Source organism: Micromonospora orduensis (assembly GCF_006228125.1).
Lineage (GTDB): Bacteria > Actinomycetota > Actinomycetes > Mycobacteriales > Micromonosporaceae > Micromonospora > Micromonospora orduensis.
Map to the genome: position 1 here is coordinate 1 of NZ_VDFY01000068.1, position 13,730 is coordinate 13,730.

The 13,730-nt window shown below is 71.8% G+C and carries 13 protein-coding genes and 1 pseudogene; 5 read left to right on the top strand and 9 right to left on the bottom strand.

Going from position 1 to position 13,730, the window contains the following annotated elements; translation table 11 throughout:
* From FHG89_RS32725 to FHG89_RS01615, 7 genes and pseudogenes are all read right to left on the bottom strand, one after another.
* Positions 1 to 276, bottom strand: a pseudogene (locus FHG89_RS32725) (hypothetical protein); the annotation flags it as partial.
* A gap of 62 nt (positions 277 to 338) precedes the next feature.
* Complete coding sequence (locus FHG89_RS01590; protein WP_139582176.1) at positions 339 to 1,895, bottom strand: sensor histidine kinase; 1,557 nt, start codon at positions 1,893 to 1,895, stop codon at positions 339 to 341.
* Entirely contained in the window at positions 1,892 to 2,593 is a 702-nt protein-coding gene (locus FHG89_RS01595) for a response regulator transcription factor (protein WP_030336721.1), read from the bottom strand. The genes FHG89_RS01590 and FHG89_RS01595 overlap by 4 nt, the downstream gene beginning before the upstream one ends.
* A gap of 80 nt (positions 2,594 to 2,673) precedes the next feature.
* Positions 2,674 to 3,285 carry a PadR family transcriptional regulator gene (locus FHG89_RS01600; protein WP_139582177.1) on the bottom strand — a complete coding sequence of 204 codons (612 nt, stop codon included), beginning with the start codon at positions 3,283 to 3,285 and terminating at the stop codon, positions 2,674 to 2,676.
* Positions 3,282 to 4,106, bottom strand: coding sequence for a DUF4097 family beta strand repeat-containing protein (locus FHG89_RS01605; RefSeq protein WP_139582178.1), 825 nt, complete (start codon positions 4,104 to 4,106; stop codon positions 3,282 to 3,284). Before FHG89_RS01605 ends, FHG89_RS01600 begins: the two co-directional genes overlap by 4 nt.
* A gap of 100 nt (positions 4,107 to 4,206) precedes the next feature.
* The gene (locus tag FHG89_RS01610; protein WP_139582179.1) at positions 4,207 to 5,145 is read right to left on the bottom strand and encodes a lysophospholipid acyltransferase family protein; all 939 of its coding nucleotides are present in this window, start codon (positions 5,143 to 5,145) and stop codon (positions 4,207 to 4,209) included.
* Complete coding sequence (locus FHG89_RS01615; protein WP_139582181.1) at positions 5,142 to 5,915, bottom strand: GNAT family N-acetyltransferase; 774 nt, start codon at positions 5,913 to 5,915, stop codon at positions 5,142 to 5,144. Before FHG89_RS01615 ends, FHG89_RS01610 begins: the two co-directional genes overlap by 4 nt.
* 151 nt (positions 5,916 to 6,066) lie before the next feature.
* Here FHG89_RS01615 and FHG89_RS01620 point away from each other — a divergent pair, with 151 nt between their 5' ends.
* The 3 genes from FHG89_RS01620 (at position 6,067) to FHG89_RS01630 (ending at position 8,614) form a co-directional block, all read left to right on the top strand.
* Positions 6,067 to 6,714, top strand: a complete 648-nt coding sequence (locus tag FHG89_RS01620) for a hypothetical protein (RefSeq protein ID WP_139582183.1) — start codon at positions 6,067 to 6,069, stop codon at positions 6,712 to 6,714.
* Between the two features lie 143 nt (positions 6,715 to 6,857).
* Positions 6,858 to 7,793 carry an ABC transporter ATP-binding protein gene (locus tag FHG89_RS01625; protein WP_139582184.1) on the top strand — a complete coding sequence of 312 codons (936 nt, stop codon included), beginning with the start codon at positions 6,858 to 6,860 and terminating at the stop codon, positions 7,791 to 7,793.
* Positions 7,790 to 8,614 carry an ABC transporter permease subunit gene (locus tag FHG89_RS01630; protein ID WP_139582186.1) on the top strand — a complete coding sequence of 275 codons (825 nt, stop codon included), beginning with the start codon at positions 7,790 to 7,792 and terminating at the stop codon, positions 8,612 to 8,614. The genes FHG89_RS01625 and FHG89_RS01630 overlap by 4 nt, the downstream gene beginning before the upstream one ends.
* Positions 8,615 to 8,666: 52 nt before the next feature.
* Here the strand turns inward: FHG89_RS01630 and FHG89_RS01635 are convergent, their stop codons facing one another.
* Entirely contained in the window at positions 8,667 to 9,071 is a 405-nt protein-coding gene (locus tag FHG89_RS01635; RefSeq protein ID WP_139582188.1) for a hypothetical protein, read from the bottom strand.
* Entirely contained in the window at positions 9,068 to 9,406 is a 339-nt protein-coding gene (locus FHG89_RS01640; protein ID WP_139582190.1) for a hypothetical protein, read from the bottom strand. The genes FHG89_RS01635 and FHG89_RS01640 overlap by 4 nt, the downstream gene beginning before the upstream one ends.
* A 256-nt stretch (positions 9,407 to 9,662) precedes the next feature.
* Between FHG89_RS01640 and FHG89_RS01645 the strand changes: the two genes are divergently transcribed.
* Together FHG89_RS01645 and FHG89_RS01650 are read left to right on the top strand one after the other, a co-directional pair.
* Positions 9,663 to 13,418: a multifunctional oxoglutarate decarboxylase/oxoglutarate dehydrogenase thiamine pyrophosphate-binding subunit/dihydrolipoyllysine-residue succinyltransferase subunit gene (locus tag FHG89_RS01645; RefSeq protein ID WP_139582191.1), complete on the top strand. Its 3,756-nt coding sequence runs from the start codon at positions 9,663 to 9,665 to the stop codon at positions 13,416 to 13,418.
* A gap of 113 nt (positions 13,419 to 13,531) precedes the next feature.
* Positions 13,532 to 13,717: a DUF6104 family protein gene (locus FHG89_RS01650; RefSeq protein WP_139582193.1), complete on the top strand. Its 186-nt coding sequence runs from the start codon at positions 13,532 to 13,534 to the stop codon at positions 13,715 to 13,717.
* Positions 13,718 to 13,730 lie beyond the last annotated feature (13 nt).

The window sequence follows — 13,730 nt, forward strand, 5'->3', positions numbered from 1 at the left end:
AGTGGCAAGACCGAGTGCGAGTCCGACCCGCAGCGCGGAGCGGCCGCGCGACGAGCGCGCGCAGTCCGACTCCCCGACCACTCCCGTACCGGTCGTCCCCACCACCGGTGACGCGGCGGTGGTCGCCGCGTCACCGGTGGTGGGGACGACCGGTACGGGAGTGGTCGGGGAGTCGGACTGCGCGCGCTCGTCGCGCGGCAGCTCGGCGGTGGGGTGCGACGGCTCGGCGTCGGTGGGGGCCGGCCGGCGCTGCGGGTCGGACTCGAACTCGGTCATGCCACTACCTTCTCCCCGGGCACTGCGATCAAGCTGGAACCGCCCTGGAAGTTGGCTGAAAGTCACTCGCCGGCGTCGTCGGTGGTCGGCAGCAGGGGCAGCCGGACCCGGAAGGTGGCCCCGCCGCCAGGCGTCTCGGCCACCTCGACGGAGCCGTGGTGGGCGGCCACCAGAGCCGCGACGATGGCCAGGCCGAGCCCGGTGCCGGTGTTGCCGTCGGCCCGGCGGGTCCGCGCCGCGTCGGCCCGGTAGAACCGCTCGAAGACCCGTTCCGCCTGCTCCGGGGAGAGACCCTGACCGGTGTCGGCCACCTCCACCACGGCGAGGTTGCCCCCCTCGGCGCGCAGCCGCAGGCTGACCCTGGCGTCCGTCGAGGTGTGGGTGAGCGCGTTGGTCACCAGGTTGCCGATGACCTGACGCAGCCGCGCGTCGTCGGCCAGGACCACGAGCGGTCCCGATCCGGGCTCGATCTCCAGGTCGATCTGTCGATCCGGGGCCATCGCCCGGGCGGCGTGCACCGCGTCGGAGGCGAGCACCGGCAGCTCCACCGGGGCGAGGGAGAGTGGCCGTTCCCGGTCCAGCCGGGCGAGCAGCAGCAGATCCTCCACCAGCAGCCCCATCCGGGCCGCCTCGTCCTCGATACGGCGGAGCAGGCCGGCGGTCTCCTCGGGCGCCCGCGCGGCACCCTGCCGGTACAGCTCCGCGAAGCCCCGGATCGTGGTCAGCGGGGTACGCAGCTCGTGTGACGCGTCCGCCACGAACTGCCGCATCCGCTCCTCCGAGCGCCGGGCCCGCGCCTCGGACGCCTGGGCCGCGGCGGCGGCGTCCCGGGCGGCGCTCTCCGCCCACCGCGCCGCGGTCTCCGAGGCGGCTCTGGCGGTGAACGCCGCCTCGATCTGGGTGAGCATCGCGTTCAGCGCGCGGGAGAGCCGGCCCAGCTCGGAGGTGGGATGTTCCTGCCCCTGCTCCGGGTCGGGCACGCGTCGGGTCAGGTCACCGCCGGCGATCGCGGCGGCGGTCCGTTCGATCTCCACAAGCGGTTTGAGGCTGGTCCGGACGATCGCCGCGCCGACCGACGCCAGCATGATCAGCACCGCGCCGCCCACCAGGAGGTCTATCCAGACGAGCTGCTTCACCGCCCGGTCCACCTCGGTCAGCGGCTGGCCCACGGCCAGCACCGAGCCGCCCGGCTGGGCCGCGTAGTAGACCCGCCACCGGGTGCGGCCGTCGTGGGACACGACGGTCCGCGGCTCCCCCTCCAGATCCTCGAAGCCGTCCCGTGTGCTGGGGAAGGTGGGCAGCTGGTCCGGATCGAGGCTGATGTTGTCGTAGATCGCCGGGTAGACCTGCTGCTCGTCGGCGAGCGACACGACGTAGTCGCTGGGCAGCATGGCGTTGACCTGCCCGCTGCGCAGCTTCGGGAGCAGCTGACCCAGGCCCTGGGCGGTCGACCTGATCTGCCCGTCCACCTGGCCCTGGAGGTAGTTGCGCAGGAAGTAGGCGGTCAGGGAGCTGATCACCAGCAGGGCCACGGCGACCAGGGCGAGCACCGAGGTGACCAGCTTCACCCGCAGCGGCACGCTGCGGACCCGCCCCTTGGCCTGCTGGACCGGGTTCACGCCGCCGGCTTGCGCAGCACGTACCCCACACCGCGCAGGGTGTGGATCAGCCGGGGTTGGGTGGTGTCGACCTTGCGCCGCAGGTACGAGATGTAGGACTCGACGATGTTGTCGTCACCACGGAAGTCGTAGTTCCAGACGTGGTCGAGGATCTGCGCCTTGGACAACACCCGGTTGGCGTTGAGCATCAGGTAGCGCAGCAGCTTGAACTCGGTCGGCGAGAGCTGCACCCGCTGCCCGGCCCGGTGCACCTCGTGGGTCTCCTCGTCCAGCTCCAGGTCGGCGAAGGTGAGCCGGGACGGGGCCTGCTCGCCGGTCGTGGTGCGGCGCAGTACGGCGCGGATCCGGGCGGTCAGCTCCTCCAGGCTGAACGGCTTGGTGACGTAGTCGTCGCCGCCCAGGGTCAACCCACGGATCTTGTCGTCGGTGGCGTCCCGAGCGGTCAGGAAGACCACAGGGGTACGCGTACCGCCCTCGCGGAGCATCCGGATGACCTCGAAGCCGTCGAGGTCGGGCAGCATCACGTCGAGCACGACGAGGTCGGGCCGGTGGTCCTTGGCGGCGTTCAGGGCCGCGCTGCCGCTTGTCGCGGTGGCCACGTCGAAGCCCGCGAACCGCAGGCTCGCGGAGAGGAGTTCGAGGATGTTGGGGTCGTCCTCGACGACGAGAAGTCGCGCCTCGGTCTGGGTAGCGGGCATGGCCCCATCATCGGTGACCTCACTGCGCCGGCGCTGGACGCTTCCTGCAAAAACCCTGTGAGTCGCCGTCGGCGTGTCGCTCAGCGCAGGAGTCGGCGCAGACCGTCGAGCGCGCCGTCGAGCAGACGGATCGCCGTCCGCAGCTGGGTGTCGCTGAACTGCCGGGCCCGTGCCAGCCGGCCGACCTCGGCGCTGAACGCGGCCAGCCGCTGGTCGAGCTCGTCGAGCAGCGCGGTACGCGGTCCGCCGGTCGTCGTCGGCCGGGGCGGTGGCGGGGGCGCGTCCCACCGGGCACGCCGGGTCTGCCGGGTCGCCTCGCTCAGTTCCCGCTTGAGGTCGCGTACCGAGCCGCGTACCTCGCTGCGGATCTCGCCGGCCAGGGTGGAGAGGTCCGCCACCGAGGCGGCGATGTCGGCCTCCAACGCGGTCAGCTCGTCGGCCCGCTGGCGCAGCTCCGCACGGCCGGCGTCGGTGATGTCGTACGTCTTGCGGCCGCCGGCCGCGGTGTGGCTGACGAGGCCCTCGGCCTCCAGCCGTTGCAGGCGGGGGTAGATGGTGCCGGCGCTGGGCGCGTAGAGCCCGAGGAACCGGTCCTCCAGCAGGCGGATCAGCTCGTAGCCGTGCTTGGGGCCGTCGTCGAGGAGCTTGAGCAGGTAGAGCCGGAGCCGTCCGTGGCTGAACACGGCGGTCACGGCAGCTCCTCGGATTCGTCGTCGACCGCTCTGGCGAGCAGGGCGATGCTGCCCGAGGTCGCGGAGGCCCAGAGTTTACCTTCGCCGTCGCCGAGCACCCCCTCGCTGTTCGGCAGCGGGAACGTCGAGCCCCGCACCTGCGGGAATCCGCTGGTGATCCGGCCGGAGGCGGTGTTCAGCCGGACGGCGAGGTCGCTGTCCTCGCGGACCCGGACGGTGATGCTGCCGGAGATGGTGGTGAGTCGGATCTCGCTGCGTCGGGGGTTGTCGAGGTCGCAGGTGATGGCACCGGAGACGGTCTGCGCCCGTACCCGGTCGGCGGCGCTGTCGGCGATGATCACCTCTCCGGAGACGGTTTCCAGGGTGAGGTCGCCGCGCACGCCGAGTGCCTCCACCGGCCCTGAGGTGATCTTCGCGGAGGTGGTGCCCCGCAGGCCCATGAGGGTGATCTGACCGGCGGCGATGTCGACGGTGGTCTGCCGGCGCAGGCCGGAGACGACCACCGCGCCGGCGCCCAGGCCGAGGTCGGCGAGGACGTCGGCGGGCACGGCGACGGAGACGTCCACCCGTGGGTAGCGGTGCAGCGACCGGAGCCAGCGCAGGGCGTCCGACCAGCTCCGGCCGCGTTCCTGCCGGATGGTGAGCCGGCCGTCGGAGTGGTCGACCAGCACCGGCCGGCGGGCGACGTGGGTGATGTCGACCCGGGTCGGGCCGTCGGCGGCGACCACGTTGAGGCGTCCGCTCAGCAGGCGGACGTCCAGTCGGGTGACCGGCCCCTCCATGGTGAGCCGCTGCGGGCTCTCGACCGTCCATCCGGCCATGGCGTCCTCCCTCGACGGCGCGCCGACGCGCGCCCGACGAGGAAGACACTAACGCGATACATCGCGATACCACAAGACTGTCGTGAGTTGTCGACCTTCCTCAGGCTGCCAGGTCCAGATCCCGCCCGGCGGACACCTGTGGCGCCGGAGCGGCCAGGGTCAGGGTGGGCACCGGACGCGGCCGGGTCCGCGTCACGTCGGCCACCGACGGCACCAGGTGTACGGCCGACTCGGCGGCCCGGGCCAGCAACCGCCGGTCGGCGTCGCGGGCCGGGTGCAGGGCGGCGGCGATCGTCACCGAGACCACCAGGTCCCGTGCCGCGACCACCCGGGCCACCGAGCGCAGCAGGGTGTCCGCGCCCAGGAAGGCCGCGGCCGTGGTCGACGAGCCGGTGGCCTCGCACCGGTAGCCCAACCGCAACGGCACCACCGGGCTGCCCGAGTCGATCGCCGCCTGGAACATCGCGGGACGGAACCCCCCGCCGGGGCGGCAGTCGTCCGCGCCCTCCCCCGCACACCAGGTCGTACCCTCCGGAAAGACCGCCACCGACCGACCGGCCCGCAGCGCGTCGGCGAGCCGGCGCACGGTGGCCGGCAGTTCCCGCGGCCGGGACCGGTCCACGAAGACCGTGCCCGCCGCGGCGGCCAGCACGCCGACCACCGGCCAGGAACGGACCTCCCGCTTCGCCACCATCCGGGTCGGCGCCACCGCCAGCACGGCGAGGATGTCCAGCCACGACACGTGGTTGGCGACCAGCAGCGCACGCCGCCGGGGCAACCGTCCCCGGACCACCAGGCGGACGCCGAACGCCCGCGCGGTGCCCCGGGCCCAGCCCCGCACCGCCGCCTGCCGCTCCCGGGACGGGAGGACGGGCAGCAGCACCGCCAGGCCCACACCGGTCAGCAGCATGCCGGTCGCCGCGACCAGCCGGAGAACCCGGCGGACCACCGGCACGGTGGGCACCTCGCCGGCGGTCGGCAGGCACCCCTCGTCACACCCGGAGGAGGGCCGCCACAGGTCGTGCGGCACGGCGGTCACCGCTGCACCCCGCCGAGGAAGTGCCGCAGGTAGCGCGGGTTCATCCGGTCCAGCGAGAAGAGCACGTAGAAGTCCGCGCACCCGAAGTCCGGGTCGTACGACGGTTCACCGCAGATCCACGCGCCCAGCCGCAGGTAGCCGCGCAGCAGCGGCGGCACCACGACCCGTCCGGCCGGGTCGACGGGCTCGGCGGCGACGGCGGCCGGCTCGGCGAACCAGGGGCGCAGCGGGCGGACCCGCAGCGGCGGTGGCGACAGGTGCCGGGCCTGCGCCTGCGCCCACACCCCGGCGACCGTCCGACCGCCGTCGGCCACCGGCACCGAGGCGCAGCCACCAAGCCAGCGGGAGCCGCGCAGGTGCAGGTACCGGGTGATGCCGGCCCACATCAGGTTGATGACCGCGCCCGAACGGTGGTCCGGGTGTACGCAGGACCGTCCCGCCTCGACCAGGTCGTCGCGGAGCGGGTCGAGCGCGGCGAGGTCGAACTCGTCCTCGGCGTACCGCCGGTCGGTGCGCCCGGGCGGCAGCAGCCGGTACGTGCCGACCACCGCACCGGTGCTGTCCTCGCGGACGATGAGGTGGTCGCAGTGTGCGTCGAAGGGGTCCACGTCCAACCCGGCTCCGCCGGGCCGGAGGGTGGCGCCCAACTCGGTGGCGAACACCTCGTGGCGCAGGCGTTGCGCGGCCGCGACCTGGGTGGGGTCGTCGGCGATCAGCAGGGTGTATCCGCTGGTCGTCAGGGGTGCGCCAGCGGCATGCAGAACGGCCATGGGATCTGTGTAGGTGCCCCGGGTTGCCATCCACGGGCACCACTGGTGTCGGCAGGGTGAACGCCGGCCGGCAGATGCGTCCCACAGGTGGTCGTGCGAGGCTGCGGGACGAACCGGCGACGGCGCCGGAACACCCCACCGGAGGTGGACGATGCTCATCGGGTCCCGCTACAACGGGCCTCCCGGCTCCGGCAACGGCGGCTGGAGCGCGGGAGTCTTCGCCGCCGAGGCCGACGGCACCGGGCCGGTCGAGGTGACGTTGCGCCGGCCACCGCCGCTGGACACCGAGCTGACCCTCACCGGCGGCGAGATCCGCGACCCGGGCGGCGAACTGGTGGCCGAGGTACGACCGGTGGCGGCTGTCGACGCCGTCGTACCCCCGGTCGACCTGGACACCGCCCGCGCCGCCGCGACCGGCTACCCCGGCCTGGTCGAACATCCGTTTCCCGGCTGCTACGTCTGCGGACCGGACCGGGCCGACGGGCTGCGGATCTTCCCGGGCCGGCTCCCGGACGGCCGGACCGCCGCGCCGTTCCGCGCACCCGACCAGGTCGGCGACGCCACGGTCTGGGCGGCCCTGGACTGCCCCGGCGGCTGGACGGTGCTCGCGCCGGGCCGCCCGTACCTGCTCGGCCGGATCGCCGCCGTGGTCACGGCGCGGCCCGGGCCGGGCGACGAGTGCGTGGTGACCGGCGCGTTGATCGGCGTCGACGGCCGCAAGGCGTCGGTGCACACCAGCCTGTACGGACCGGACGGCACGCTGCTCGGCGCGGCCCGGGCCACCTGGATCGCCCGCTGACCCCTCGCCGTCGTCCGCGGGGATGAGGTGCCTCCACCCCGAGGTGGACCACGCCGTACGGACCGAGCCTGATTGACCTTGTTGCTCGGGACCGTCACGCTGTGCCACGGCGTTACCTCGACGCCACGCACGGGAGGAGAACGATGACTGACGGGCAGCGAAGCCCCACCAGCGACGGTCAGATCGTGGTGTCCGGTCTGACGAAGCAGTACAAGAACGTGCGGGCGGTGAACGACCTGTCCTTCACCGTCGAGCCGGGGCGGGTGACCGGCTTCCTCGGCCCGAACGGCGCCGGCAAGACCACCACGCTGCGGATGCTGCTGAACCTGGTCACGCCCACCGCCGGTACGGCCACCATCAGCGGCCACCGGTACGCCGACCTCGCCGACCCGCTGCGGCACGTCGGCGCGATCCTGGAGGCGTCCAGCGCGCACAAGGGCCGTACTGGCATCAACCACCTGCGGGTGATCTGCGCGGCGGCCGGGCTGCCCAGGGAGCGGGCCGACGCGGCGCTGGAGCTGGTCGGGTTGACCCCGGCGGCGAAGCGCAAGTTCAAGGGCTACTCGCTGGGCATGAAGCAGCGGCTCGGTATCGCCGCCGCGATGCTCGGTGACCCCCGCGTGCTGATCCTCGACGAGCCGGCCAACGGGTTGGACCCGGAGGGCATCCGGTGGATGCGTGGGTTCCTCAAGAACCTCGCCCACGAGGGCCGCACCGTGCTGGTCTCCAGCCACCTGCTGTCGGAGATGCAGCTGCTCGCCGACGACGTGGTGATCATCGCGGCCGGGCAGCTGGTCCGGCAGGGCCCGGTCGAGCAGGTGCTCGGGTCGATGGCGCAGGGCGCCCGGGTCCGGGTCCGCACCCCGCAGGCCGAGGCGCTGACGACCGCGCTGAAGGCGCAGTCGGCAACTGTCGACACCGACGAGCACGGCGTCCTGCTGGTCAGCGGGGTGGATGCCCCGGCGATCGGCCGGGCCGCCCTGGCCGCCGGTGTGGAGCTGCACGAACTGACCACCGAACGGCCCGACCTGGAACGGGTCTTCCTGGAGCTGACGGCCGGAAAGGCGGGCATCCGATGAACCTGGTCCGATCCGAGCTGCTCAAGATCCGTACGACCAACACCTGGTGGATCTTCGCGCTCATCACGTTGCCGCTGTGGGCGCTCACCCTGCTCATCAACTGGTTGCAGGCCGACGCCCTCACCAGCAACAACATGGGCGAGTTGTCGGCCGAGCAGGCCGCCCAGTTCGAGGCGGCGGCGAGCCCGGACGCGCTGTCGTCGAACCTGTTCACCACCGGGCAGTTCTTCGGCCTGCTGATCGTGATGCTGCTCGGCATCATCGTGGTGACCAGCGAGTTCTTCCACCAGACGGTCACCACGACCTTCCTCACCAGCCCGCACCGCACCGCGGTGATGGTCGCCAAGCTGGTCGCGGCCGGCGTGCTGGCGCTGCTGTTCTGGCTGGTCACCACCGCGCTCAACCTGGTCGCCGGATCGGCGGTGCTGAACGCGGTCGGAGTGGACTCGCAACTGGGCAACGACGCGGCCTGGCGGGCGATCGGGCTGAACCTGCTCGCGTACCTGCTCTGGGCGGTGTTCGGCGTCGGCATCGGCGTGCTGATCCGCAGCCAGATCGGCGCCACCGTGACCGGCATCCTGCTCTACCTCGGCGGCTCGATCGGCGCCATCTTCGTCATCGCGATCCTGGCCGACCGGTGGGGCGACTGGATCAACAACCTGCAACTGCTGGTGCCGTCGCTTGCCTCGTCGCTGATGGTCACCGGGGCGGACATCCCCGGCAACCCGCCGCGCTGGGCCGGCGCCGCCGTGCTCATCGGGTACGCGGTGGTCACCGGTGTGGTCGGCACCCTGCTGATGCGCCGACGCGACATCTCCTGACCGGTCCCCGGGGTGGCGGCGGCACGGCCGCCACCCCGGGGAGGCCCGTCGGTCAGCCGCCCGGGCAGCCCCGGCCACCGCTGCGCGGAATGCACTGGGTGACCGCCGGTGCGGGTTCGTCGTCGGCGGGAGTGTGGCCGATCAGGAGGCCGGTGGCCATCCGGCTGACGAGAACGACAAGCAGGTAGAGCAGCACCATCCCGCCGATCGCCCAGCGGAAGTGCCGCTGCCATCCCTCGTCCCCGGCCAGCCCGGCGAAGTGCAGGCCGATCAACGGAAGCGCGTTGAGCAGGAGACCGACGATCAGCAGAGTGTCGGTGGTCGCGCCGAACGCCTCCGCCGCCTCCCGGGTGGGCGCGTACGGCGTAGAGGTTCGCCGGATCAGGCCCACCAGGAGCAGGAACGGCACCCCGTACAACCAGACGAAGAAGAGCCCTGAAAGGCCGAGCCGCTTCACGAGCGCCCCGCGTACACGGCGGCGCAGATCGTGACGGTGACCAGGGCGGACAGGGTGCCGGCGAGCACCGCCGAGGGGAGCGGGCGCACGAGCAGCGCCGTCACCAGCGCCGTCACGACGAGCAACCCGACGAGCACCGGCCCGCCCCACACCAGCATGATCAGCACCAGGGACTCCCCCGGCGACAGGCAACTGAACCAGGCCGAACAGTCCGTCGACGGCGGGCTCGGCACGCTCGCCAGACCCACCGCCACGGCCGCGCCGACCGTCACGTACCAACCGGACGCCACCGCCATGCTCCGGCCGTAGCGCCCCCGTACCCCGTTGTGATCCATGCGCCCGATCCTCGCGGGCCGCCGCACTCCGGACATCGGTACCCGTACTCAGGTGGGCCATAACAGTCGTCGCCGGTGGACGCAGGGGTTGCCGAACTTCTGGCATCTTCTGTGAAACCGGCCACCCGACCGAGGCGGAAATGCCTGCGGGATCCGTACGGCGTAGCCTGGGAGTCGTCCTGTCCGTAGTCCCCAGTCGGGGGCGCGACGGACACCGCGTGACACACAACCCGCGTGAAAGAGGCGATTACCGGCCGTGTCGACCCAGCAGACTTCGCAGGAGAACCCACTGGCGGGTTTCGGCCCGAACGAGTGGATCGTCGAGGAGATGTACCAGCGCTACCTCGCCGACCCAACCAGCGTCGATTCGGCCTGGCACGACTTCTTCGCCGACTATCGACCGGCTCCGGGCGCCGCCACACCGCGCGGGGCTGAGGCGTCGGGCAAGCCGGCCGCCGCTCCGGAGCCGGACGGGCAGCCGGAGGCGCCCGCCTCGGTCAGCCAGCCGAGCGCCGCCACGCCGCCGGCCAGCAAGCCCGCCGCCGCGCAGTCGGCGCCGGCCAAGCCGGCCACCGCGCCGGCCAAGGCCGCCGAGAAGGCCCCGGAGAAGGCGGCCCCGGCCAAGCCGGCCGCGAAGGCCGCCGCCCCGACCGCCGACGGTCCGCAGACGACGCCGCTGCGTGGTGTCGCCGCGAAGATCGTCCAGAACATGGACGCCTCGCTGAGCGTGCCCACCGCGACAAGCGTCCGCGCGGTCCCGGCCAAGCTGCTTGTCGACAACCGCATCGTGATCAACAATCACCTCGCCCGGGGGCGCGGTGGCAAGGTCAGCTTCACCCACCTGGTCGGGTACGCGATGGTCCGGGCGCTCGTGCAGCACCCGGAGATGAACAACTCCTTCGCGGAGGCCAACGGCAAGCCGGCGGTGGTCCGCCCGGCGCACGTCAACCTCGGCATCGCGATCGACCTGGCCAAGCCGGACGGCACCCGCAACCTGGTGGTCCCCTCCATCAAGGGCTGCGAGCAGATGGACTTCCGGCAGTTCTGGCAGGCGTACGAGGACGTGGTCCGGCGGGCGCGGCGCAACGAGCTGACCATGGAGGACTACTCCGGCACCACCATCTCGCTGACCAACCCGGGCGGCATCGGCACCGTGCACTCGATGCCGCGGCTCATGCAGGGGCAGAGCGCGATCATCGGCGTCGGCGCGATGGAGTACCCGGCCCCCTACCAGGGCATGTCCGAGGCCACCCTCGCCGAGCTGGCGGTCAGCAAGGTCATCACGCTGACCAGCACGTACGACCACCGGATCATCCAGGGCGCGCAGTCCGGCGAGTTCCTCAAGGTGATGCACGAGCTGATCCTGGGCGAGCACGGCTTCTACGACCAGATCTTCACCTCGCTGCGCATCCCGTACGAGCCGGTGCGCTGGGTGCGCGACGTGGCGGTCAACTCCGAGGGTCAGATCAACAAGACCGCCCGGGTGCACGAGCTGATCCACGCCTACCGGGTGCGCGGCCACCTGATGGCCGACACCGACCCGCTCGAGTTCAAGATCCGCAAGCACCCGGATCTGGACGTACTCCAGCACGGGCTGACCCTGTGGGACCTCGACCGCGAGTTCCCGGTGAACGGCTTCGCCGGCCGGCAGCGGATGAAGCTGCGCGAGATCCTCGGCGTGCTGCGCGACTCGTACTGCCGCCGGGTCGGCATCGAGTACATGCACATCCAGGACCCGGAGGAGCGGCGCTGGATCCAGGAGCGGATCGAGCGCAAGTACGAGAAGCCCTCCCCGGACGAGCAGAAGCACGTGCTCAACCGGCTCAACGCCGCCGAGGCGTTCGAGACCTTCCTGCAGACCAAGTACGTCGGCCAGAAGCGCTTCTCGCTGGAGGGCGGCGAGTCGCTGATCCCGCTGCTCGGTGAGGTGCTGGAGTCGTCCGCCGAGAGCGGGCTGGACGAGGTCGTCATCGGCATGGCGCACCGGGGTCGGCTCAACGTGCTGGCCAACATCGTCGGCAAGCCGTACGAGAAGATCTTCTCCGAGTTCGAGGGGCACCTGGACCCGCGCTCGACGCAGGGCTCCGGCGACGTGAAGTACCACCTGGGCCAGAACGGCAAGTTCACCACCCCCGACGGCGAGCACGCGGTCAAGGTGTCGGTGGTGGCCAACCCGTCGCACCTGGAGGCCGTCGACCCGGTGCTGGAGGGCATCGTCCGGGCCAAGCAGGACCGGATCGATCTCAAGCTGGAGGGCTACACCGTGCTGCCGCTGGCGGTGCACGGTGACGCCGCGTTCGCCGGGCAGGGCGTGGTCGCCGAGACGCTCAACCTCTCGCAGCTGCGCGGTTACCGCACCGGCGGCACCGTGCACGTGGTGGTCAACAACCAGGTCGGCTTCACCACCGCCCCGGAGTACAGCCGGTCCAGCCTCTACAGCACCGACGTGGCCCGGATGATCCAGGCCCCGATCTTCCACGTCAACGGCGACGACCCGGAGGCCGTGGTCCGGGTGGCCCGGCTGGCCTTCGAGTACCGGCAGGCGTTCAACAAGGACGTCGTGATCGACATGGTCTGCTACCGCCGGCGCGGGCACAACGAGGGCGACGACCCGTCGATGTCCAACCCGCAGATGTACAAGATCATTGATTCGAAGCGCTCGGTCCGCAAGCTCTACACCGAGGAGCTGATCGGCCGCGGCGACATCACCGTGGAGGACGCGGAGGAGCTGCTGCGCGACTACCAGTCGCAGCTGGAGCGGGTCTTCAAGGCCACCCGGGACGCCGCCTCGGCGCCGCGCCAGCTCAACCGGCCGCGCCGCGAGGAGGAGCCGGAGCCGCAGGTCGACACCGCCACCGACGCCGCCGTGGTGAAGGCGATCGGCGAGGCGCACATCAACCTGCCGGAGGGCTTCACCCCGCACAAGCGGATCCAGCAGTTGCTCGACCGGCGGGCCAAGATGTCCGTGGAGGGCAACATCGACTGGGGCTTCGGCGAGATCATCGCGCTCGGGGCACTGCTGCACGACGGGATCACCGTCCGGCTCGCCGGTCAGGACTCGCGCCGCGGCACATTCGTCCAGCGGCACGCCTCGGTGGTGGACGCCCGCACCGGCGACGACTACCTGCCGCTGAAGTCGCTCACCGGCGACGGCGAACGCTCGCGGTTCTTCGTGCACGACTCGCTGCTCAGCGAGTACGCCGCGATGGGCTTCGAGTACGGCTACTCGGTGGAGAACATCAACGCGCTGGTCGCCTGGGAGGCCCAGTTCGGTGACTTCGTCAACGGCGCCCAGTCGGTGATCGACGAGTTCATCTCGTCCGGCGAGGTGAAGTGGGGCCAGCGTTCCGCGGTCACCCTGCTGCTGCCGCACGGCCACGAGGGCCAGGGCCCGGACCACACGTCCGGCCGGCCGGAGCGGTTCCTGCAGATGTGCGCCGAGGACAACATGCGGGTCTCCATCCCGACGACCCCGGCGAACTACTTCCACCTGCTGCGCCGTCAGGCCCTGTCGCCCAAGCGCAAGCCGCTTGTGGTGTTCACGCCGAAGTCGCTGCTGCGGCACAAGCTCTGCGTCTCCTCGGTGGAGGACTTCACCACCGGTACGTTCCAGCCGGTGCTGCGCGACACGGCCGCCCCGGCGCCGGAGGCGGTGAAGCGGGTGCTGCTCTGCTCGGGCAAGGTCTACTACGACCTGTTCCAGGCCCGGCAGGAGCGTGGCGTCACCGACACCGCGATCATCCGGATCGAGCAGCTGTACCCGCTGCCGGTGGAGGAGATCCGGGCCGCCCTGGCGCAGTTCCCGAACGCGGAGGACTTCGCCTGGGTGCAGGAGGAGCCGGCCAACCAGGGCGCCTGGTCGTTCGTCGCGCTCAACCTGCTGGAGCACCTCACGGACGTCCGGCTGCGGCGGATCTCCCGCCCGGCCGCGGCGGCCCCGGCGGTCGGCTCGGCCAAGACCCACGAGGTCGAGCAGACCGCGCTGATCGAGGCGGCACTTCCCCGCCCGTGACCTGACCCGCACCGCGCGAGCCGGGGCAGGGCCGTTTCCCACGGTCCTGCCCCGGCTCGCGTCGGTCCATCCGCCCGGCCACACACGCCGGGCCGAGCACGAGGACGTACGCCGTGTACTTCACCGACCGTGGCATAGAGGAGCTGGTCGAGCGCCGGGGCGACGAGCAGGTGACCCTGGAGTGGCTGGGCGAGCGCCTGCGCGACTTCGTCGACCTCAACCCCGAGTTCGAGACCCCGATCGAGCGCCTGGCCACCTACCTGGCCCGCCTGGACGACCCCGACGACGAGGACGCCTAGGTCACAGGCCGCC

Bases quoted from the DNA above. Each gene is read 5' to 3' on its own strand.
- FHG89_RS01605 (WP_139582178.1), bottom strand. From the start codon at position 4,106: ATGGCCGGATGGACGGTCGAGAGCCCGCAGCGGCTCACCATGGAGGGG.
- FHG89_RS01595 (WP_030336721.1), bottom strand. From the start codon at position 2,593: ATGCCCGCTACCCAGACCGAGGCGCGACTTCTCGTCGTCGAGGACGAC.
- FHG89_RS01640 (WP_139582190.1), bottom strand. From the start codon at position 9,406: ATGGATCACAACGGGGTACGGGGGCGCTACGGCCGGAGCATGGCGGTG.
- FHG89_RS01625 (WP_139582184.1), top strand. From the start codon at position 6,858: ATGACTGACGGGCAGCGAAGCCCCACCAGCGACGGTCAGATCGTGGTG.
- FHG89_RS01615 (WP_139582181.1), bottom strand. From the start codon at position 5,915: ATGGCCGTTCTGCATGCCGCTGGCGCACCCCTGACGACCAGCGGATAC.
- FHG89_RS01620 (WP_139582183.1), top strand. From the start codon at position 6,067: ATGCTCATCGGGTCCCGCTACAACGGGCCTCCCGGCTCCGGCAACGGC.
- FHG89_RS01630 (WP_139582186.1), top strand. From the start codon at position 7,790: ATGAACCTGGTCCGATCCGAGCTGCTCAAGATCCGTACGACCAACACC.